Genomic DNA, 21112 nt, shown 5'->3' on the forward strand with positions numbered 1-21112 from the left:
CGTAGGAGTGCAGGCGGTTTTGCTCTTTGGAATTTGGTTTTTGGAGCTTTTTGTTGTTTGCTTTTTGAATTTTTATCCTTTGGTATTTACCTGCCCGTCCGGCAGGCGAGTTTGGAATTTGTCATTTGGAATTTTTAGTTTATAAACCTTAAATCTGGAACCTTGAATAATCTACTGCCAACTGAATACTGCGATTTCTTTCACTGATCACTGATCACTGACTACTACTACTTACTTTTAGCTTCATTCCAATAAACATCCATCTCAGCCAAAGTCATATCTTTTAAAGATTTATTCATTTCTTTCGCCTTGACTTCTAAATACTGAAAGCGTTTTATAAATTTTTTATTGGTTCGTTCCAATGCGTTTTCAGGGTTTACTTTTAGGAAACGGGCATAGTTTATCATGGAGAAAAGAACATCTCCAAATTCGGCTTCAATCTTATCTTGGTTGTTTTCATTGATTTCGTGCTGCAACTCTCCCAGTTCTTCCTCCAACTTTTCAAAAACTTGTTGGGGCTCTTCCCAATCAAAACCTACCCCTGCAACTTTTTCTTGAATTCGGCTGGCTTTAACCAATGATGGTAAAGATTTCGGAACACCTTCCAAAACGCTATTTTTACCCTCTTTTAATTTCAAATTCTCCCAGTTCCGCTTTACTTCTTCTTCATCTGCAACCACAACATCACCATAAATATGAGGATGGCGGGAAATTAACTTTTCACAGATGGAATTACATACATCGGCAATGTCAAAATCTTTGGTTTCACTACCAATTTTTGCGTAAAAGACAATATGTAAAAGCACATCACTTAATTCTTTTTTTACTTCATCCAGATCGTTTTCCAAAATAGCATCGCCCAACTCATAAGTTTCCTCAATAGTTAAGTGCCTTAGCGTTTCCATCGTTTGCTTTTTGTCCCACGGGCATTGCTCCCGCAGTTCGTCCATGATGGTCAATAATCTATCAAATGCTTGTAGTTGTATTTTGCGTGAGTTCATGGTATGCTGTGATTCGTTAATGTGAGGATTGTGATTTGTGAGTTACACCAATTAATCATTCAAATATAATTGGCACTACAAAGTTTGTCATTTACCGCCAATTCTCGAATAAATTTGATGGCTAACTTTTCAAAAAGAGAAAATCCCTTAAACCATATTGGATTAAGGGATTTTTAGAATAAATTGAATTAAGCAATAAAATACCTAATATTATTTTTTGCGTGCAGCAGTACTTTTTGCTGTGGCGCCTTTTTTGGCAGAGGATGCTTTAGGTGTTGCTGATTTTGGCGCAGCAGCCTTTTTAGGCATCACTTCCTTTTTTTCTTTAGATTTTACATCTGCTTCTGATCCTTCATCGGCAGTTGATGATTTTTCTTCTTTTGGTGCAGAGAAATCTGTAAGACCGTTTTTCACAAGCATATTGTACCATTGTACAACCTTTTTGATGTCGCTTACATAAACTCGATCCTCATCATAATCTGGCATAATCCCAAAGAAAAATTCTTCAAGTTCTTCCTTTGGAACTTTGTGGTTTATGGTTTCCTTACCTTCTTCTTTTTCAGAAATCTTTTTGAAAACCTCACGAAGTGGTACTTCTTCTGTCAACGTATAGATTGCGATCTCAGAGAGCAAGCTAACGTTATGACGACCACTTACATTAATGGTTTTGCCATCTAGAAGAGACTCTGCTATAAAACCAGCACGGGTCTGTGATTTAAGTTTATAAAGACCGGGCTTGCCGGCGATTGAAAGCACTTTTTCTAAGCTCATAAAATTCTTTTATAAATTTCTAACGCTTGCAAATATCTTTGGTTTCATTGATATACACAAGTCTGTTAACGTTTCTTTTTTGCATTTGGAAATTTCATTCTATAATCAATACTCACTTTCCCTTTAGAAATGTTGCTTAGCTTACTTTTTATTAAACGTTTTTTTAATGGGGAAAGCTTATCAGTGAATAGAATACCCTCTATATGGTCATATTCGTGCTGTATTATTCGAGCAACAATGCCTTTAAAAGTTTCTTTGTGTTTTTTAAAATTTTCGTCAAAAAACTCAATTACAATTTCCGGCTGACGAAAAACATCCTCACGTACATCGGGAATGCTTAAACATCCCTCGTTGAACGCCCATTCATCACCAGACTCCTCAACAATACGGGCATTGATAAAGACTCTTTTAAACGTGGCTAAAAAATTCCGTTCTTCTTCCGTAAGATCTTCATCGTCCCCAAAAGGAGTTGCATCTACTATAAAAATACGAATAGGCAAATTTACTTGCGGAGCCGCAAGGCCAATACCACGCGCTTCGTACATGGTTTCGAACATATTTTCAAGCACCGCATCCAACTTTGGATACTCCTTGGTTATTTCTTCGGTTTCTTTTCTTAAAACGGGATCCCCGTATGCAACAATTGGTAAAATCATTATATTATCTATTGTTATTTTTTATTCTTTATTAAAATCGAACTTTATCTTGAAAGTAGCCTAATTCAAATAATTCTTTCCAGTAACCTATTTCACGTCTACTGTAAACTGCCATCGCTACTGTAAACTCTTTCTTCTTTCTTCTATAAATTATAAAGATATTCCTGAAGAATAATCGTCGCACTAATCTCATCAACCAAGGCTTTATTTCGTCTTTGTTTCTTTTTCAGGCCGCTGTCTATCATGGTTTGGAAAGCCATTTTGCTGGTATAGCGTTCATCAACTCGTTTCACTTCTAAGTCGGAAAATATATTGGAAAATTTCTTTAAAAATTTTTGAATTTCTTCTTCGATGCTGGAATGGGTCCCATCTTTTTGCTTTGGTTCGCCTACTAAAATCAGCTCTACTTTTTCTGAAGCGATATATTTCTTCAAAAACTCCATCAATTCAGAAGTTGCCACGGTAGTCAAACCTGAAGCAATTAACTTCATTTCGTCTGTAATGGCAATGCCTGTGCGCTTGCTGCCGTAATCCAAAGCCAAAATTCTTCCCATATCGAATGCAAAAATAAGGGTTTAGGAAATAGTATGCTAAAAATCGCTACTTAATTGAATTGGAGGTTTTATATTTGTGGAAAATGGAAGCATGAAACCCGACTTGAAGAAACAAGACAGAAAAGTCTTTGTTGTCAGTCTTAGCTCGTGCCTCCCTATAATCTTGATTCAAAAAAAATGACCGAACTCCAACAAACTATAGAAAAAGCCTGGGAAGACCGTTCCCTACTTACCGAAACCGAAACAATAGTCGCCATTCGCGAAGTAGTTAATCTTTGTGACAGCGGTAAACTGCGCTGCGCAGAACCAACTCAAGATGGGTGGAAGGTGAACGAATGGGTTAAAAAAGCAATCGTTCTGTATTTCCCTATTCAAAAAATGAAGACTATGGAAGTAGGGATTTTTGAATATCACGATAAAATTCCATTAAAATCTGGTTATGAAGCCAAGGGAATCCGTGTAGTGCCTCATGCTGTTGCAAGGCACGGCGCTTACATTTCCAGAGGCGTCATCCTCATGCCTAGTTATGTAAACATTGGGGCTTATGTAGACGAAGGCACGATGGTAGATACTTGGGCTACTGTGGGTAGCTGCGCACAAATCGGTAAAAACGTACACCTAAGCGGTGGCGTGGGTATTGGTGGCGTATTAGAGCCATTGCAAGCTGCACCTGTAATTATTGAAGACAATGCTTTTATCGGCTCCCGTTGTATTGTGGTTGAAGGTGTTCGCGTGGGTAAAGAAGCCGTTTTGGGCGCCAATGTAGTGCTTACTGCTTCCACAAAAATTATAGATGTAACTGGTGAAAATCCGGTAGAAATAAAAGGATATGTCCCAGATCGTTCCGTAGTTATTCCGGGAAGCTATACCAAAAAATTTCCCGCTGGGGAATATCAAGTTCCTTGTGCGCTGATTATTGGTAAGCGAAAGGAAAGTACCAACTTAAAAACATCGTTAAATGATGCTTTGCGCGAATATAGCGTGGCAGTATAAAATTAATATGACTAATTTTAAAAAAAATAACAACTGACTTTAAACTAAAATAGAAATCATGAAAAAACTATCGACGCTAGTTCTACTTTTAATTACATTTTCCGTTTTTGCACAAAAAGACACCACTCCAACGGATAGCTTTACTGTAAACGGAGCACTGAAAAAAGAACTTAAATTCAGTCTAACCGATATTGAAAAGTATCAACCAAAAATAATCGATGAAGTTTCAGTTACAAATTATAAAAATGCGTCTGGAAGTACTGCAAAACAGATGAAGGGAGTTTTGGCAAAAGATATTTTAAAAGGGCAACAGTACAATTCCCAAAATCCAAAAGTACAAAGTGAATACACTATCATCTTTAAAAACGCAGCTGGTTCTAAACTAGTTTATTCTTGGGATGAGCTATTTAATTCTAGCCTTGGAGATTCTGTTTATATTATTACTTCAAATGATGGGAAAATGCTAAGCGATATGAAGGATCGGATTTTAGTAATATCAGCTTCCGATTTGAAAACAGAACCTAGCTTTATTAAAAACTTGAGTGAAATTACAATTCAAAAAGAAAATTAAGAAAGCACAGAGCGACATCTAGTTTTAAATGATTAGACTTATTATAGGGTTTAGATTTACTCCTTTCAATTAAGTTTAATCATTTTTTTCTTCTTCGTAGCTTCTTGCTATTTATTTTCTTTTGAAATTGTCGGCTATATTTCGACATCAGCGCATAAGTTTCGTCATAACTTTTGCCGTAAAGTTGGGCGTATTCAGTAGCCATCACCTTAATCATTGTTTTTGAAAGCCATAACCTTCTAAAATTGTGCATTCGTGCATTACAATCCATCGGTTCAAAACGCATTCGGTTTAAATCAATTAAATAGAATTCGTAGTTGTCGTTTCCGCGATCCACAATCAGCGTATTTCCTGGGGAATGGTCCAAAAAGTTCACGCCATTTTCGTGTAATTTAAAAGTGAATTGCGTAAACTGTCTTAAAATTTCGTCTCTATTTTCAAATTTCGGATTGTGTATTAATTCCCTGAAATCAAAATCGTAGCTAAGGTGTTCACTTACGTAAAAACTCTCTTTCAGACCTCCTGAAAACACCTCCAAATAAGCAACAGGAAAAGGAGTTTTTATTCCAAAGTCAATCAACTTTGAAGCATATTCAAAAGATCGTTTCGCCTTACTCTTCCGAAGAAATTCATATACTAAGGATTGAAACGCATTCGGAGTTTTAAACTTCTTGACGTTGACAGAGCTACCGTCAAGGTCTATTCTTTTTATCACATTTCGTTCCCCTTGGGTAACATATTCTCCCTTTTCTGAAAAATTGTGAAACACATCTCTTAGCTTTGCAGCCAATTGTGCGTAATTTGGGTGAATTTCAAAATTCTCTCGCATTTGTAAAGAAGATATTAGCAAAAAAGGTATTTTGCGAAGGTAATCTTTTAAAATCCTCGTCCCAAGCCTAAGGGGGGAGATTTTAATAACAAAACAACACTCCCGTTATAGTGAACAAGGATCGGGCGATGGTCTGAGCTGACAATATTTATGAAGAAAATACTCGTAATACAAAATAAAAGAATTGGTGATGTGCTAATAAGCTCTGTTATTGCTAATAACATAAAGAAGGTTTTTCCTAAAAGTGAAGTCACCTATTTTGTTTATGAATACACTGCGGGTGTTTTGGAAAACAACCCCAATATTGACCGTATTATTGCCGTAAAAGAAAATGAACTTAAAAATTATTCCACCTTTTTTCAAACCATTCTCGATATAAATAGAGAAAATTTCGACATTATTTTTGATCCGTATTCCAAGTTGCAAAGTAGGCTTATGTGCCTTTTTTCTCGCGCTGAATACCGAATTGGATTGAAACGTGCTCACAAGGAATTAAAGTTTCCTTTTTACACGCACCCCATTAGTTTGTTGGAAAACCGTTCCAAAACTTGTGGCAAGGCAATCGAGGATAGAATCAATATGATCACTTCAGTTTTTGAATTGATAGACCCCGAATTTACTCCAAAAATATACTTAACAGAAGAAGAGAATAACTACAATCGAATCGATTCGCTCCAGAGACCGATAATCATGCTTGGCATTTTGGGTAGCACACCGCAAAAATCAATGCCATATGAATATATGGTTGAAATAATAGATTTTATAACCAAAAATTATCAAGGTACCGTTCTCTTTAACTACATGCCAGATCAAAAAGCAGAAGCCCTTAAGGTTTATGAAATGTGTGAAGATAAAGACCAGATCAACCTAGATATTTACGAGGACAACATTCGTGGATTTATAAAGTTGATAAATAAATGTGATCTTCTGGTTTCAAACGAAGGTGGCAGTGTCCATATAACAAAAGCAGTCAATACGCCTACTTTCACCATTTATTCACCCTACGTAAACAAAGAGCATTGGTCAAGTTTTGAAGATGAAAATCAACACGACTCCATACATTTATTAGAGGAAAAACCGGATCTTTTCAGCAGTTTTACTTTGGAAGAACGAAGATCCATTGAAGAAGATCCAAACGCGCTTTACAAAGAATTGACACCAGAAATGATTCTTTCTAAATTGAAACCGTTCCTGGAGCATCATTTAAAAACGCATTCGAAAACATAAAATTTTGGAGACGTCTTCTGAAATTTCAAAGTGAAATCTACAGATTCTAAAGATGAAATGCTTTTTATAGATTTAAAATAAGACGTTGAAATAGCTTACTCTTTTACAATCCCAAACTGGGTCCATTTCTTTTTCTGCTCGCGCGTTTGCTTACGAATTGCCTGATTTTTATCAATCGATTCCTGATTTTTATATCCTCTAGGATGATCTAAGTGCAAAACCACGGCATTATAGCGAATCTGTTTACTTTTTATCCCCAAATTTGTTAGCCGCTCCCCGAGTTCGCGATCTTGCCCGCCGTACTGCATACGTTCGTCAAAACCATTTACCGCTAGTATATCTGCTTTCCATCCTGAAGAGTTATGACCGTTCCAACTGGGATTGGTAGGCGTAAAAGAATTTAATAGATCGGAACTTATAATCCCAGAATCCAATTTATTGTTACTAAAGGAGTATTTCAAACCGAGATTCTTTAACCATGAAAGACGAAAACATTTTTCGGTATAAATATCTTCTTTTGTTATTGTTTCTGAAATATTCATGGGAAGCATAAAATAACCTCCTGAAAGAAAATAACCTTCTTCTCTATATTTAACGTGTTGCTCCACAAAATCTTTTCGTGGAATACAATCGCCGTCGCTCATAATTATATATTCGGTAGTGCAATGTAAAGTGGCCTTGTTGAGAATTTGCGATTTCTGAAAACCTTTGTCCTCATGCCATACATGGATTATTGGGTAAAAAACCTCCTCTTGCATAATTTTAAGCAATTCTCTCGTCTCCTCATTAGAGCCGTCATCCGCTATTACCACTTCAAATTGCCTATAGGTTTGATTATTATAACCATACAACACTTTCTCCAGCCAATCGGTGGAATTGTAGGTACTTATAATAATAGAGGTATCTAATTGCTTCATACCTGCAAATATAAAGTTATTTATCAAGTTGGCTTAGGTTTAAAAAAGTTGTAATTTCGAAAAAATAAAAATGCCACATCCGAAGCTTCGGGACACGAATAATTTGAGAAAGACTTACAAGGTTTTAGAAATCTTTCAGGATATAGGATATTCGTGTATTTGCCTGTCAACAGTCAGATTTGTCGATAATAAAATATGCCGAAACTCACAGTAATCATACCTACCTTCAACGAAGAAGCCTATTTGGAAGATGCGCTTTTCTCAGTTTCCTTTGCCGATGAGATCATTATTATTGACTCCTTCAGTACTGATAAAACCCCAGAAGTCGCCAAAAGATATGCTACGAAATTTCTACAACGAAAGTTTGATAACTTCTCGAATCAGAAAAACTTCGCATTAAAAGAAGCAACTGGAGATTGGGTGCTTTTTGTAGATGCCGATGAGCGCGTTACACATTCCTTGGAAGCGGAAATCCTAGAATCCATAGAAAACCCCAAACACGCTGGTTACGTAATAAATTTCCCGCATTTCTATATGAATCGGTTTCTGTATCATCACAGTGACGATGTTTTACGTCTTGTAAAACGCGAAGGTGCTCATTTTACGGGAACAGTTCATGAAAAATTACACTGCAATGGCAGTGTTGGCAAGCTGCAAAATAAAATGCTCCATTTTACTTATAAGGGTTTGCGCAATTACATCAATAAAAAAGAATCTTATGCCTGGTTTCAAGCCGAAAACCTTTTTGAAAAGAACAAAAAAACAACCTGGTTTCACTTAGTTTTTAAACCTGGGTACCGGTTCTTTAGTTCCTACATCATAAAAGGCGGATTCCGAGATGGTATTCCTGGATTAACCGTTGCCGCAGTTAATGCTTATGGAGTTTTTCAACGCTATGTAAAATTGTTGTTGCTTCAAAAAGGAATGCGATAAAGCCCCCTAACCCCCGAAGGTGGAATTCAATGGGGTTCTGCCCATCTGTGAGGATGTTGGTTGTGGTCTAAAACAATTTTCCAAACCGAATTTTCTGTCTAAACTTCAATAATGACCACTCTCCTTTAACGTCTATTCTTTCAATTTCATAGGGTTTCTTAAAGGGAAATTGGTTTATTCGGTTGCCAATTCGCAGGCCAAATTGAATTCCGTTTTGCTGCATTATCTCATTAAAGATTTTGTTACGCTCTTTGTCCTTTGGGAACTTCCCGTAAGGATAAGCCAAGGCAGGAGAAAAGTTTAGTTCATTCACTGAAACAAATTCTATGCATCGGCGCGTATCGGCTTCTATTTCGGCATTTGAAAGCTCCGTGTATTTTTTATGATAAAAAGAATGAAAACCGAGTTCCACGATTTTAGGGTCCAATGACTTTAATTGTTTTAAATCCATTATTTCCAAAGAAGAAGTATTCCAGCTATCTGTCTTACTAAGAAAGTTTAAAGGCACAAAAAAAGTGGCTTTCAGCTTGTATTTTTTCAACAAAAGAAGCGCAAGTTGCATTTGACTCACGTAGGCATCGTCAAAAGTAATGACTATGTTTTTCCCTTCGGGTAACTCCTTTAAATGCAATAATTCCTCTAAATGGTAGCTTTTGTAATTATTTTCTGATAAATATTTAAATTGCTTTTCTAGGCTTTTCACAGAAATGGTCAAATCCTTTCCATCTTCAAGACTAACATCGTGGTACATTAAAATAGGTAGTTTCGCCATAACAGTTTTCAATTTTATCCCTGTAAAATTATTACTTTTACGCAAATTACAAACCATTCTTGGAAAACCCTACAAAAATCTCCGCGCTGGCCATCACCCTCAACGAAGCCCACAACATTGAAGCTTACCTTAAAGGGCTTTGGTTTGCTGATGAAATTGTGATCGTAGATTCCTTTAGTAGCGATGAAACCGTGGCTTTGGCTTCAAAACACGAAAAAGTTAAGGTTTACCAACGTAAATTTGATAATTTTTCTTCTCAAAAAAACTTTGCCATTTCAAAAGCAAACAATGATTGGGTTACATTCTTTGATCTGGATGAGGAAATAACGCCGGCCGTGGCTATGGAAATTTTACAAGTCTCAAAAAAACCAAAGGCCATTGCTTACTTTGTGAAACGCGATTATAATTTTATGGGAAAACGCATAAAATACAGCGGCTTTCAAACGGACTATGTCATTCGGTTTTTTAATAAAAATAAGTGTCGTTACAACTCAAACCTCGTTCACGAAACTATAGATGCCAATGGCAAAACAGAAAAATTGAGCCACAGTGTGCCGCACCACACCTATAAGTCTTTTGATCACTACACAGGAAAACTCCACCAATACAGTGAGCTACAGGCCAAAATGCTTTACGAAAAAGGCAAGAAGCCCACGCTATATCATTTCCTTTTTAGGCCATGGTATCGATTTTGGCATCAATATGTAATTAGGCTGGGAGTTTTGGATGGAAAAGAAGGTTTTATTCTAGCCTATGTAAGTGCGTTTTCAGTTTTTAAAAGGTATGTAAATCTTTGGCTTTTATATCGAAAAATAAATTGAACTATGAATGGAAAACATAAGATTGCTATAATATTCCTGGATGAGATCCATCACATTTATCATTTTGTCAGTGTGGCCGTGGAACTTGCCAAAAACAATGAAGTACATATTTTAACGCATCCCGCATCACATAAAGTACTTCACGACTCTCTGAAAACGCTTCATGGCGAAAATGTAATAGTTGAAAACCTACCTACTGCCTCCTTTCGGGCTTTTACCGATAAACTAAAAGGAAGAAGTTTACCGCGAAAAGGTTTTTGGATAAAGAAATATCAAAGCTATATTCTGAATAATTTTGACGCTGTTATATTTACAGATTATTTTCATCACTATCTTTTAAAAGCACGAGGGAATAGAAACATCAAGTTCATCTTTACGCAACACGGTACGCCAGGAAGAGCCTACGCATACTCAAAAGACACATTGGATTTTGATTTTCTACTTTTGTGTGGAAAATTCCATTACGAAAACCTAAAAAGTTTGGATCTTTTGAAAAGTGATCATAAAATTACAGGTTATCCTAAATTTGATGCGCTGGAGAAAATTCGAACTGACACTATATTTTCAAATTCTAAGCCCACAGTGCTTTATAATCCCCATTTTTCACCGCCATTTTCATCTTGGCACTTTAATGGTCCTGAAGTATTGGAGTTTTTTTATAATTCAAATCAATACAATCTCATTTTTGCGCCCCATATTAATCTTTTCAATAAGGTGGGAGGAGATAATAGTTCTGTTATCCCAAAGAAATACTTCACCGCCGAGAATTTTTATATAGACTTGGGCAGTGAAAAAAGTGTGAATATGACTTATGTTAATCAGGCTGATATTTACTTAGGCGATGTTTCCAGTCAAGTTTTTGAATACATGGTCAATCCTCGGCCTTGTATATTCTTAAATCCAGAAAACATTGAGTTTAAAGACGACATAAATTACCGCTTTTGGAAATGTGGCGACGTGATAAGCGCCACCAATGAACTAGAAGATGCCTTGAAAAATGCTTCAAAAAACTTTGAGGAAAAATATAAACCGATTCAGGAAAAAATGAATTCGGAAAATTATTATACCCAAGAAGGTTCCACTGCTTCCGAAAGAGCTTCAAAGGCAATTACCGAATATTTAGACAGGAGTTTATAGATATTTATCGATCCCGCTTCTGCACCATTTGCTATTTTCGGCTATCGATTTCTCCTGAATTTCATCGTTGGTCTCAAAACGACTTTGGTCTTTTATTTTATGCCAGATATGATATACAATTCCACGATACCTTAGCCTTCGTCCTTGCACCCCATTATTCATCATCCTTATTATCAGTTCTGAATCTTCTCTTCCCCATCCCTCAAATTCCTCATTGTATCCGTTAACAGCGATCACATCACACTTCCAAAAGGAAACATTACATCCTCGCATTTTTCCAGAGAGCTCATTGGTGATTTTGTAGAGATTGCTCAGTGCGGGAACACGAATATTCCGGGTTCGTTTCTTTATTCCTTTGTCAAAAAAATTGAACTTAATTTTTTGTGAAGCGAATAGCTGTGGAAGAAACTCCTCTTGAATATTCACACGACTTCCAAAAAGATAAACATTAGTTTCTGCCAATGCCTTGTGATCACGAATAAAATCCTTGTGCATTATGCAATCGCCATCTACTTGAACAATGTATTCACCTTTTGCTGCGGCAATGGCTTTATTCAAAATAACAGCCTTCCGAAAACCTTTATCCTCGTGCCATAGGTGATGAATTGGCACGACCAACATTTTTTTAAATCGCTCGATAAGTTCTCGAGTTGCTTCCGAAGAACCATCATCCGCAATCAATATCTCATTCGGCGGTTCAGACTGGTTACTAACACTAAGCAGAACAAGTTCCAATGCTTCCGGCCAGTTATATGTTGATATTAAAAGAGATGTTTTCATAAAAATTTAAAGTATATTCCAAATTGTCATGGGTATATTAACCAATTTTCGATTCTACATTCCGAAATCTATTTTAGGATTAGCCTAGGTTTATTGCTGGCAGAAAAATTATAGGTATCAATTTTCGATACATTTCCCAAAATTGCTATTATGTTATATTTTCAACCCACAAAAAGAATGATTGGTCTCACAAATATATAGTAAATTTACCGACCATATCTTGAAGTAAATTCATTGATTATTGCGTCGTCGAGTCTTGTCCAAGATAAAAAGCATTCCAAAAATAAAGATAATTAGTGAGTCGAGAAAAGGTTCATCCAATTCTAAAATCACGAATAAAAAACGAACCCTACAGATGAAAACTGAAATTGAAAACGCCCTTACAACCCTAAAAAGAGGCGGTCTCATCCTCTACCCTACTGATACTGTTTGGGGAATAGGTTGTGATGCAACAAATGCCGAAGCTGTGGAAAAAGTTTTTCAGCTTAAAAACAGAAGCGATAAAAAATCTTTGATCTGCCTAGTAAGCGATTTCAAAATGCTCAACGAGTATATTGAAGATGTGCCGGAAGTGGCCTATGATATTCTGAAATACGCAAAAAAACCAACGACCATTATTTACGACGACCCCATTCGCGTAGCCGAGAACATTATTGCAGAAGATAATTCGCTAGCCATGCGAGTTGCAAAGGATGATTTCTGCAAGAAGTTGATAAAGAAATTTCGCAGACCTATTGTTTCCACCTCGGCAAATATTAGCGACGCCAAGACTCCACAAAGCTTTGCCGAAATAGACCCTTTAATTTTGGAAGGCGTAGACTATGTTGTAAATTTGCACCACGAAAAAAAATCGGGAAAGCCCTCGGCGATTATTAAGTTGAAAAATGATGGAAGCGTGAAGGTGATCCGGAAGTAAGTCATGCCACAAATGCACGAATGATTTTGGAGTATGTGGAATATTGAATACTCACTAATGTTCAAAGATGAAAAAGCGAATAATGCATAAACGGTCTTGGAGAGTGAGTAGATAAGAATAAATAGGGATATTTAAAACGAGAATCGCCGAGAATTATCGATCTTTTAAAATTAGAATATTATGAACAACATAATCTATAAAAAAGAAAGTTATGATATAGTAGGATGCTTGTTTGATGCATAATAATCTTGGAGGTGGGTTTTCTGAAATAGTGTATAAAGATGCGTTGGAGTATGAGTTTAAATCATAAAACATCAATTACGAAAGAGAGAAAATGTATTCTGTGAAATATAAAGACATAGTTCTCCCCCATAAATTCTACGCAGATTTTGTGGTTATGGATAAAATTATTCTCGAAATAAAGTCGATAAAAACGTTCCACGACAAACATTTCGCCCAGTGTATAAACTATTTAAAAGTATCAGAATGTAAACTTGCACTTTTGATCAATTTTCATAGAGATTTTTTAAAATATAAAAGAATTGTACTCTAAATTTTAATAGTATAAAAAACCATTGCAATAATTAATGTGAATCCACTTAATTCAAAATAAACTCATCAAAAGTAAAAATATTATACATCTATTCTGGCGTAAAAGAGATTCGTGAAAATTCTCCTTTAAGCGGAGAATTATAAAATATTCGTGCATTAGTGGCAAAACAAATGACAAAACAAACTTACATATCCGCATTAGAAAACCCCATTTTTAGAACAATCTCCAAAGCCGCTTCAAACCTAAATCTTGAAAGCTATGTTATCGGCGGATACGTGCGTGACTTTATTTTGAAGCGCGGTGAAGCCAAGGATATTGATGTAGTAGCGGTGGGTAGCGGAATTGATCTCGCTCAGGAAGTTTCAAAACTCTTACCCGGAAAACCAAAAGTATCAATATTTAAGACTTATGGTACCGCCATGCTGAAAAGCGGTGGTGTAGAACTGGAATTCGTTGGTGCGAGAAAAGAATCCTATTCCGAAGAAAGTAGAAATCCTGCGGTGGAAAACGGTACTTTGGAAGACGATCAAAATCGAAGGGATTTCACTATAAATGCTTTGGCTCTCAGCCTGAGCAGTGAAAATTTTGGTGAATTGTTAGATCCGTTCAACGGAATTGAAGATCTTCAGAAAAAAATAATCCGAACTCCACTAGATCCAAACATCACCTATAGCGACGATCCGTTGCGGATGATGCGCGCAATTCGATTTGCAACGCAATTGGATTTTAAAATTGAACGTGAATCACTGGAAGCAATTACCAGAAACGCAGAACGCATAAAAATTATTTCCAAAGAACGAATTGTAGATGAACTGAATAAGATTCTACTTTCAGAAGTGCCTTCAAAAGGCTTTTCCCTTCTTCATAAAACAGGATTATTGCCTTACATTTTACCAGAATTAGTGGCACTACAAGGTATTGACGAAAAGGAAGGGCAAACACATAAAGACAACTTTTGGCATACATTGGAAGTGGTTGATAATATTTCAAAAACTACAGATGATCTGTGGTTGCGTTGGGCGGCTTTGCTTCACGACATTGGAAAAGCCCCCACAAAAAAGTTTGACAAGAAACTGGGGTGGACATTTCATACACATGAATTTGTGGGCGCAAAAATGGTCTATAAACTTTTCAAACGCCTAAAAATGCCATTGAACGAAAAAATGAAATTCGTTCAAAAAATGGTATTGATGAGTTCGCGACCCATCGTTTTGGCAAGTGATGTTACCGACAGTGCGGTGCGCAGATTAATATTTGACGCGGGGGAATTTGTGGAGGATTTAATGACCCTATGCGAAGCGGATATCACGACAAAAAACCCAAAGAAATATAAAAAATATCACGCTAATTTTCAGTTGGTCCGCAATAAGATTGTGGAAGTAGAAGAACGAGACCAAGTTCGAAATTTTCAACCTCCTGTTTCTGGGGAAGAGATAATGAACACATTTAACTTAAAACCTTCGAGAGAAATTGGAATCATTAAAGACGCGATTAAAGAAGCCATACTAGAAGGAAAAATCCCTAATGAATACGAAGCGGCAAAGGAGTTTATGGTGATTAAGGGAGAGGAACTCGGGTTAATTCCCCTGACCCCCAAAGGTGGGAAGTCGGACGGAAAAAAGAGAGAAAAGAAGAAAGATGAAAAAGAAAAGAAGAAAGAAAAAAGATGAAAGAGTAAAGAATTGTCAACACTTCGACTAAGCTTTGCTATTATATCTTAAAAAAGGCGAATATCAAAAGATCAATAAGAAGACATTTCAAATCTATGTGCTCTTGGTGCCTTTCATTATAAACTTTGTGTTTAAAAAAATATTAAAATCTAATTTGTGAATTCGTGGCATACTTCGACAGGCTCAGTAACCTTTATATGATAGGCAACTTTCAGTATTTAAAAATAACACCAAGAATAACAATAAAATTTATAAAGTGAAAGACAACAAAAAAGTAATCTATTGGCTCCTAACGGGCTGTTTTCTGATTTTTATAATGGTAGTGGTTGGCGGGATTACACGCCTTACTCATTCTGGACTTTCAATATCCAGTTATAAATTAATTTCCGGTACAATTCCGCCGCTTAACGAAGCGCAATGGATTGCCGAATTTGAACATTATCAACAATTTCCGGAATATCAAAAACTCCACAATCACTTTGACCTAGAAGATTTTAAGGATATTTATTTTTGGGAATACATCCACAGAATTTTGGGCAGACTATTGGGAATTGTTTTTATAATTCCTTTTTTCTATTTCCTTTTCAAAAAACAACTTACCAAACCAACCATTAAAAAGGCTATAATTCTTCTATTTCTTGGAGGTTTCCAAGGATTTTTGGGTTGGTATATGGTAAAAAGTGGCTTGATTGATAGGCCAAGCGTCAGCCATTATCGGCTTGCCATGCACTTAACGACCGCTTTTATCACTTTTGCTTATACTTTTTGGGTAGCCTTAGATTTATGGTATCCCATTAAAAAAGAGATTAATAAACATTTCAGAAACATAATTAGAGTCGGTCTGGCAGTATTGTTAGTACAGATTGTTTGGGGTGCTTTTGTTGCTGGATTGGGTGCCGGTTGGATTCACAATTTCTGGCCCATGATGAGCGATAACCAATGGATTCATGAAACCGTAACTACCGAACAAGTGCCCGTTTGGAGGAATTTTGTGGAAGGGAAAAGCGGCGTACAGTTTATTCACCGGTATATGGCTTATTTAGTAGTAGGAGTGATATTTTTTATTTGGTACAAAGCCAGAAAAATGCAGCTTACGCTTCCACAAAAGAATGGAATCAATTTATTGTTGCTCCTTGTATTGGTTCAGTTCACCTTAGGAGTTTTTACACTTTTATATCAGGTACCCGTAGTTTTGGGAGTGTTGCATCAAGTAACAGCGTTTTTCTTGCTTGCGGGAATGACTTTTGTGTTACACCGATTTTCTAAATAAATAGATTACCAAAACTGTAAACAGTCCCGAAAACTCTTTACTTTTTGATTAACTTTGCATTCCAAAAAAAAAACAAAAAAATGATTTACCGTTTCAGAATAATCCTCGACACTCACGAAGACGTTTTCCGCGACATAGAAATTAAAGCATCGGCAACATTAGAAGATCTTCACAATGTTATTATCCAATCTTTCGGGTTTGACGGGCAAGAAATGGCTTCGTTTTATACCAGCAACGATTTATGGGAAGAAGGAGAAGAAATTTCTCTATTCGACGTAAGTGATGAGCCTGGCGCCATCCGCGTTATGGCCGAAACTTATTTGGAAGATATTGTTGATGAACACAAAACACGACTACTATACGTTTATGACTTTTTGAATATGTGGACTTTTATGGTTGAATTGGCAGATATCGCAGATTCCGAAGAAGGCGTATTATATCCAAATCTGATGTTTGTTCAAGGTCAAATTCCGGAAGAAGCTCCTGAAAAAGAATTCATTGCAGAAGATATTGATGACGATGATGACGATTTCGATGAAGAATACGATCTAGATCCCGAAGACTATGACAGCCTCGATTTTGACGAAAATTGGAATTGATTCATTGTTCAGTGTTCAGTGTTCAGTGTTTAGTGTTTAGTGAAAACAATTTTAAGATCTATTCAATACAAGTTTTACACTAGTTATTTACTAATCATGATTTTATTGGCTAAACCTTTAAACTTTTAAACATCTCAACTCAAACATTAATAACTCATAACTAAAATAAATGATCAACCTTTTCTCCACCCATATTGCATCTCTTTCCATTCACCGAGTGGGTAATAAAAGCCGCAACGAGGCTATTTTTCTTTCAGGAGCGCCATATAAAATGGACGATGAAATAACACCATTGTTAAAGGAGTTCTTTCTAAAACCGTTTCGCGAGAAGGAGGAAAACTATTTTAAATTTACCCATGAAGCAGATCTGGAATTTCACGAGCTCAATAACATTGCAACGAGGGTTTTTAACAATCCGGAGAACATTCATGAAGAAAGCAGGAAAATCGCTACCTATTTATATAACCAGTCCGAACATCCACATATTAAAAGCGGAGAGGTATATATTGCATACCTAGAAAATGTTCAGTTGGACAATGTGAAAATGGATGCTCTCGGCATTTTTAAAAGTGAAGTAAAGCAAGATTTCCTTCAATTTTCGGAAGAAGGCAATCAATTGGATGCTATGTTACAACACGGGGTGAGCCTTAATAAACTTGACAAGGGTTGTCTTATTTTTAATACGGAAAAAGAAGAAGGCTATAAAATTCTTTCTGTTGACAGCAACCGTTATGACACACGCTATTGGCTGGAAAGTTTTCTTGGCGTAGATGCATTAGCAGATGATAATTTCCGCACTAAAAAGTATTTAAAATTTTGTCAAGATTTCGCAAAAGATGTAGTGCTACCTGCTGAAGATAAAAAGCAGGAGGTCATGTTTATGAATCGCGCCGTAAATCATTTTGCCAAGAATGACACTTTTGAGGAGACTGCATTTATGAATGATGTGATAGACAATCCAGATTTATTACCAGAATTTCGGCACTACAAAACCGAAAAAGCACCTAAATATAGCATTGAGGATTTAACCACTTTCCCTATTGCAAACACAGCGGTTACAGCGGCCCGGAAGAAAATAAAGAATGTAATCAATTTAGATACAAACATTCAAATAAAACTGGATTTCATTAATCCTGAAAGCGCCGAAAAGTTTGTTGAAAAAGGTTGGGATGAGGAAAAGCAGATGTATTATTACCTAGTTTATTTCAACAAAGAACAGAAAAGTTAGTATTCAGTGATCAGTTCACAGTGTTCAGAAAACAGTAATTTGTTTATTATGATGAAGACCAAGATTTTAGTTTTATTCTTTATCGCTGCTTGTGCTTTGAACTCTTGCAGCGTAGATAAATGTGATGTTGATTGTAATTCAGGACCTCTTAGTTTAAATTTTCAACTTTTAGATAAAACCATCGGCGAAAACCTATTTACAAACGGCACTTTTGATCCAACGGATATTCAAGTTTTAGATCTTGACAGTGAAAATAGTAATGTTCAATTCATCTTCAACACTGAAAATGATAGGAACATCATCAGCTTAGGCCCATTTGGTTGGGGGAATAATAATGTAAACTATATTTTAAAAATTGAAGAAAGAGCGGTTTTTACATTGAAACTTGATGCCGAGCAAAAAACTGAAGACTGTTGCTCTTTTGTTGCAGTGAATAACTTAGAAATCAAAAACACTGACTACGAACTCAACTCAGAAACTGGAATTTATGAAATTTTGGTAGCGTTGTAAATTAAAAAAAATCCATCCAGACAGCTATCGGGATAAAGTACCAAACCCGCCTGCCGGTCGGGCGTGTTCCAAAAAATAGATTAAATTTCAATGCCTTTGTGCGCAAAACATCAAGGCGTTTAATTCTTGGTAACTGCCCACTGTAACTGAATACTGCTACTTTTTCTACTAACCACTAATTCCCTACTTCACTGATAAATTTAATTCGGTACAACCTCAACTCCTCTTCGTCATAATCGCCATCAAATTCCTCCATGGCTTCTTCTAAATTATCAGTTTTCGCCTCGAGAAAATAATCATGAATTTCTTCTTGTTGGTCTTCATCAAGTACTTCGTCTATCCAATAATCAATATTGAGTTTTGTACCGCTGTAAACAATAGCTTCCATCTCTCTAATAAAATCGGTCATCTCAAGGCCTTTGGCATTGGCAATATCAGGTAAAGATAGTTTTCTATCTACATTTTGGATAATATATAGCTTTAAGGAACTATTGGTCCCCGTAGATTTTACAACAAAATCCTCAGGTCTTATAATATCGTTTTCCTCAACATAATCTTGAATTAGCTTTAAAAACGATTTACCATATTTTTTAGCTTTCCCCTCTCCTACTCCGTGAACATTGGAAAGCTCCTCCATGGTAACTGGATATTTGAGGGCCATGTCTTCCAATGAAGGTTCTTGAAAAATAACGAATGGCGGCAAGTCTAAATCGTGAGCCACCTTTTTAAGCTGAGCTTTTAATAGTTTAAACAAGTTTTTATCAACTACATCGCCTCCTTGGCTTACATTGACTATCACATCATCATTCGCATCTTTAAAGGAATGATCTTCAGTCATCATAAAAGTAGTTGGTGATTTAATAAATTCTTTTCCTGCATCCGTCAAATGGATAACGCCATAAGTTTCAATGTCTTTTTTAAGATAACCAGCAACCAGTAGTTGACGTAAAAGAGCCATCCAGTAAGCCGGTTCTTTAGAAGCGCCAGTTCCAAAATATTCTTGAGTATCGGTTCGATGAGACTTGATAAGTGCATTCGCTTTGCCCACTAATACATTTACAATTTCTTTACTTTTGTAATGTTCATTGGTTTTTGCAACCACTTCCAAAAGCTTTTTGGCGCTATCTTTTGCTTCGTTTTTCTTTTTTGGATGACGCATATTGTCGTCCATCATGCCGCCCTCTCCAGTTTCTGTATCAAATTCTTCACCAAAATAATGGAGAATAAATTTCCTACGAGACATAGAAGTTTCAGCAAAAGCGACTACTTCTTGTAATAGTGCATGCCCTATTTCCTGTTCGGCCACAGGCTTGCCACTCATAAATTTTTCTAATTTCTCTATATCCTTATAACTGTAAAAAGCAAGACAATGTCCTTCGCCACCATCTCTACCAGCACGTCCAGTTTCTTGGTAATAGCTTTCAATACTTTTTGGAATATCATTATGGATAACAAAACGCACATCTGGTTTGTCTATTCCCATTCCGAAGGCAATGGTCGCCACCACAACATCTGCATCTTCCATCAAAAACATATCTTGATGTTTTACGCGGGTCTTCCCATCGAGGCCAGCATGATATGGAACGGCTTTTATCCCGTTTACCTGTAATGCTTGCGCAAGTTGTTCTACTCTTTTTCGGCTTAAACAGTAAATAATTCCGCTTTTTCCCTCGTTCTGTTTTACGAAACGAATAACATCAGCATCAACGCTTTTTGTTTTCGGCCTTATTTCATAATAAAGATTTGGGCGATTAAACGAAGCCTTAAAGGTGTTGGCATCTGGCATGCCTAAGTTTTTAAGGATATCTTCCTGAACTTTCGGTGTGGCAGTAGCGGTTAGACCAATAATTGCAATATCGTCGCCTATGCGTTGAATAATACTTTTAAGATTTCTATATTCTGGCCTAAAGTCGTGACCCCATTCGCTTATGCAATGCGCTTCGTCTATGGCCAAAAAAGAAATTTTCTGCGTTTGAAGAAAATTAACATATTCTTCCTTAGTCAGTGACTCGGGTGCTACATAGAGCAATTTTGTTATTCCCGAAGCGATATCGCTTTTCACTTTTTTCACTTCCGTTTTATTTAGGGAAGAGTTTAAAACATGAGCCACTCCTTCTTCAGAAGAAAGTGCCCTCAGTGCATCCACCTGATTTTTCATCAATGCAATTAGCGGAGAAACCACGATCGCAGTTCCCTCCTGCATAAGAGCCGGAAGTTGATAACAAAGTGATTTTCCTCCTCCGGTAGGCATAACCACAAAAGTATTTTTACCTTCAAGAATGCTTTTGATAACATCTTCTTGTAAGCCTTTAAACCGGGTGAATCCAAAATATTTTTTTAGGGACGCGTAAATATCAATTTCTGCCACGCTAGTAGATTTTTTTGTGTGTAATTCAGTTTTAGC

The 21112-nt window shown here is 36.5% G+C and carries 21 protein-coding genes and 1 pseudogene; 13 read left to right on the forward strand and 9 right to left on the reverse strand.

Annotated features, from left to right (window positions below; all coding sequences use genetic code 11):
- Positions 1–227: 227 nt before the first annotated feature.
- The 4 genes from mazG to ruvX form a co-directional block, all read right to left on the reverse strand.
- Positions 228–1001, reverse strand: a complete 774-nt coding sequence (gene mazG / locus G440_RS0112500; protein ID WP_026451616.1) for a nucleoside triphosphate pyrophosphohydrolase — start codon at positions 999–1001, stop codon at positions 228–230.
- Between the two features lie 210 nt (positions 1002–1211).
- On the reverse strand, positions 1212–1772 hold the full coding sequence (locus G440_RS0112505; RefSeq protein ID WP_026451617.1) for a DUF5606 family protein: 561 nt from the start codon (positions 1770–1772) through the stop codon (positions 1212–1214).
- A gap of 65 nt (positions 1773–1837) precedes the next feature.
- Entirely contained in the window at positions 1838–2428 is a 591-nt protein-coding gene (gene def, locus G440_RS0112510) for a peptide deformylase (RefSeq protein ID WP_026451618.1), read from the reverse strand.
- A 143-nt stretch (positions 2429–2571) separates the two neighbouring features.
- Positions 2572–2982: a Holliday junction resolvase RuvX gene (gene ruvX, locus G440_RS0112515; RefSeq protein WP_026451619.1), complete on the reverse strand. Its 411-nt coding sequence runs from the start codon at positions 2980–2982 to the stop codon at positions 2572–2574.
- 177 nt (positions 2983–3159) lie between these two features.
- On the opposite strand from ruvX, the gene G440_RS0112520 reads away from it, so the two are divergent.
- Together G440_RS0112520 and G440_RS0112525 are read left to right on the forward strand one after the other, a co-directional pair.
- Positions 3160–3975 (forward strand): 2,3,4,5-tetrahydropyridine-2,6-dicarboxylate N-succinyltransferase, encoded by an 816-nt coding sequence (locus tag G440_RS0112520; RefSeq protein WP_026451620.1) that lies wholly within the window; start codon positions 3160–3162, stop codon positions 3973–3975.
- A gap of 58 nt (positions 3976–4033) precedes the next feature.
- Complete coding sequence (locus G440_RS0112525; protein ID WP_026451621.1) at positions 4034–4546, forward strand: hypothetical protein; 513 nt, start codon at positions 4034–4036, stop codon at positions 4544–4546.
- A 79-nt stretch (positions 4547–4625) separates the two neighbouring features.
- Here the strand turns inward: G440_RS0112525 and G440_RS0112530 are convergent, their stop codons facing one another.
- Positions 4626–5375: a lipopolysaccharide kinase InaA family protein gene (locus G440_RS0112530; protein WP_026451622.1), complete on the reverse strand. Its 750-nt coding sequence runs from the start codon at positions 5373–5375 to the stop codon at positions 4626–4628.
- A 150-nt stretch (positions 5376–5525) separates the two neighbouring features.
- Here G440_RS0112530 and G440_RS0112535 point away from each other — a divergent pair, with 150 nt between their 5' ends.
- A complete protein-coding gene (locus G440_RS0112535; protein WP_026451623.1) occupies positions 5526–6602 on the forward strand; it encodes a glycosyltransferase family 9 protein in 1077 nt (358 codons plus the stop codon).
- Positions 6603–6697: 95 nt separating this feature from the next.
- Here the strand turns inward: G440_RS0112535 and G440_RS0112540 are convergent, their stop codons facing one another.
- Positions 6698–7519: a glycosyltransferase family 2 protein gene (locus tag G440_RS0112540; RefSeq protein ID WP_026451624.1), complete on the reverse strand. Its 822-nt coding sequence runs from the start codon at positions 7517–7519 to the stop codon at positions 6698–6700.
- A 195-nt stretch (positions 7520–7714) separates the two neighbouring features.
- Between G440_RS0112540 and G440_RS0112545 the strand changes: the two genes are divergently transcribed.
- The gene (locus G440_RS0112545; RefSeq protein WP_026451625.1) at positions 7715–8452 is read left to right on the forward strand and encodes a glycosyltransferase family 2 protein; all 738 of its coding nucleotides are present in this window, start codon (positions 7715–7717) and stop codon (positions 8450–8452) included.
- A gap of 67 nt (positions 8453–8519) precedes the next feature.
- Here G440_RS0112545 and G440_RS0112550 read toward each other — a convergent pair whose 3' ends face one another.
- Positions 8520–9224, reverse strand: a complete 705-nt coding sequence (locus tag G440_RS0112550; protein WP_026451626.1) for a polysaccharide deacetylase family protein — start codon at positions 9222–9224, stop codon at positions 8520–8522.
- Between the two features lie 59 nt (positions 9225–9283).
- Between G440_RS0112550 and G440_RS0112555 the strand changes: the two genes are divergently transcribed.
- Together G440_RS0112555 and G440_RS0112560 are read left to right on the forward strand one after the other, a co-directional pair.
- Positions 9284–10045: a glycosyltransferase family 2 protein gene (locus G440_RS0112555; protein WP_026451627.1), complete on the forward strand. Its 762-nt coding sequence runs from the start codon at positions 9284–9286 to the stop codon at positions 10043–10045.
- Between the two features lie 3 nt (positions 10046–10048).
- Positions 10049–11182, forward strand: coding sequence for a CDP-glycerol glycerophosphotransferase family protein (locus G440_RS0112560; RefSeq protein ID WP_026451628.1), 1134 nt, complete (start codon positions 10049–10051; stop codon positions 11180–11182).
- On the opposite strand, the gene G440_RS0112565 is transcribed toward G440_RS0112560, so the two are convergent.
- Positions 11177–11962, reverse strand: a complete 786-nt coding sequence (locus G440_RS0112565; protein WP_026451629.1) for a glycosyltransferase family 2 protein — start codon at positions 11960–11962, stop codon at positions 11177–11179. The two genes, G440_RS0112560 and G440_RS0112565, sit on opposite strands and share 6 nt — an antisense overlap.
- A 355-nt stretch (positions 11963–12317) precedes the next feature.
- Here G440_RS0112565 and G440_RS0112570 point away from each other — a divergent pair, with 355 nt between their 5' ends.
- From G440_RS0112570 to G440_RS0112600, 7 genes and pseudogenes are all read left to right on the forward strand, one after another.
- Positions 12318–12878, forward strand: coding sequence for an L-threonylcarbamoyladenylate synthase (locus G440_RS0112570; RefSeq protein WP_026451630.1), 561 nt, complete (start codon positions 12318–12320; stop codon positions 12876–12878).
- Positions 12879–13113: 235 nt separating this feature from the next.
- Positions 13114–13431 (forward strand): annotated as a pseudogene (locus G440_RS21650) (GxxExxY protein).
- A 170-nt stretch (positions 13432–13601) separates the two neighbouring features.
- Positions 13602–15101, forward strand: a complete 1500-nt coding sequence (locus tag G440_RS19960; protein WP_245574857.1) for a CCA tRNA nucleotidyltransferase — start codon at positions 13602–13604, stop codon at positions 15099–15101.
- Between the two features lie 256 nt (positions 15102–15357).
- On the forward strand, positions 15358–16371 hold the full coding sequence (locus tag G440_RS0112585) for a COX15/CtaA family protein (protein WP_026451631.1): 1014 nt from the start codon (positions 15358–15360) through the stop codon (positions 16369–16371).
- Positions 16372–16451: 80 nt separating this feature from the next.
- Positions 16452–16970 (forward strand): IS1096 element passenger TnpR family protein, encoded by a 519-nt coding sequence (locus G440_RS0112590; protein WP_026451632.1) that lies wholly within the window; start codon positions 16452–16454, stop codon positions 16968–16970.
- A 169-nt stretch (positions 16971–17139) separates the two neighbouring features.
- Positions 17140–18198 (forward strand): nucleoid-associated protein, encoded by a 1059-nt coding sequence (locus G440_RS0112595; RefSeq protein ID WP_026451633.1) that lies wholly within the window; start codon positions 17140–17142, stop codon positions 18196–18198.
- Between the two features lie 48 nt (positions 18199–18246).
- Entirely contained in the window at positions 18247–18708 is a 462-nt protein-coding gene (locus G440_RS0112600; protein WP_157417977.1) for a hypothetical protein, read from the forward strand.
- Positions 18709–18883: 175 nt separating this feature from the next.
- On the opposite strand, the gene G440_RS0112605 is transcribed toward G440_RS0112600, so the two are convergent.
- Positions 18884–21076 carry a RecQ family ATP-dependent DNA helicase gene (locus G440_RS0112605; RefSeq protein ID WP_026451635.1) on the reverse strand — a complete coding sequence of 731 codons (2193 nt, stop codon included), beginning with the start codon at positions 21074–21076 and terminating at the stop codon, positions 18884–18886.
- Positions 21077–21112 lie beyond the last annotated feature (36 nt).

This window comes from Aequorivita capsosiphonis DSM 23843 (assembly GCF_000429125.1).
In the GTDB taxonomy this organism is placed as follows: Bacteria; Bacteroidota; Bacteroidia; order Flavobacteriales; family Flavobacteriaceae; genus Aequorivita; species Aequorivita capsosiphonis.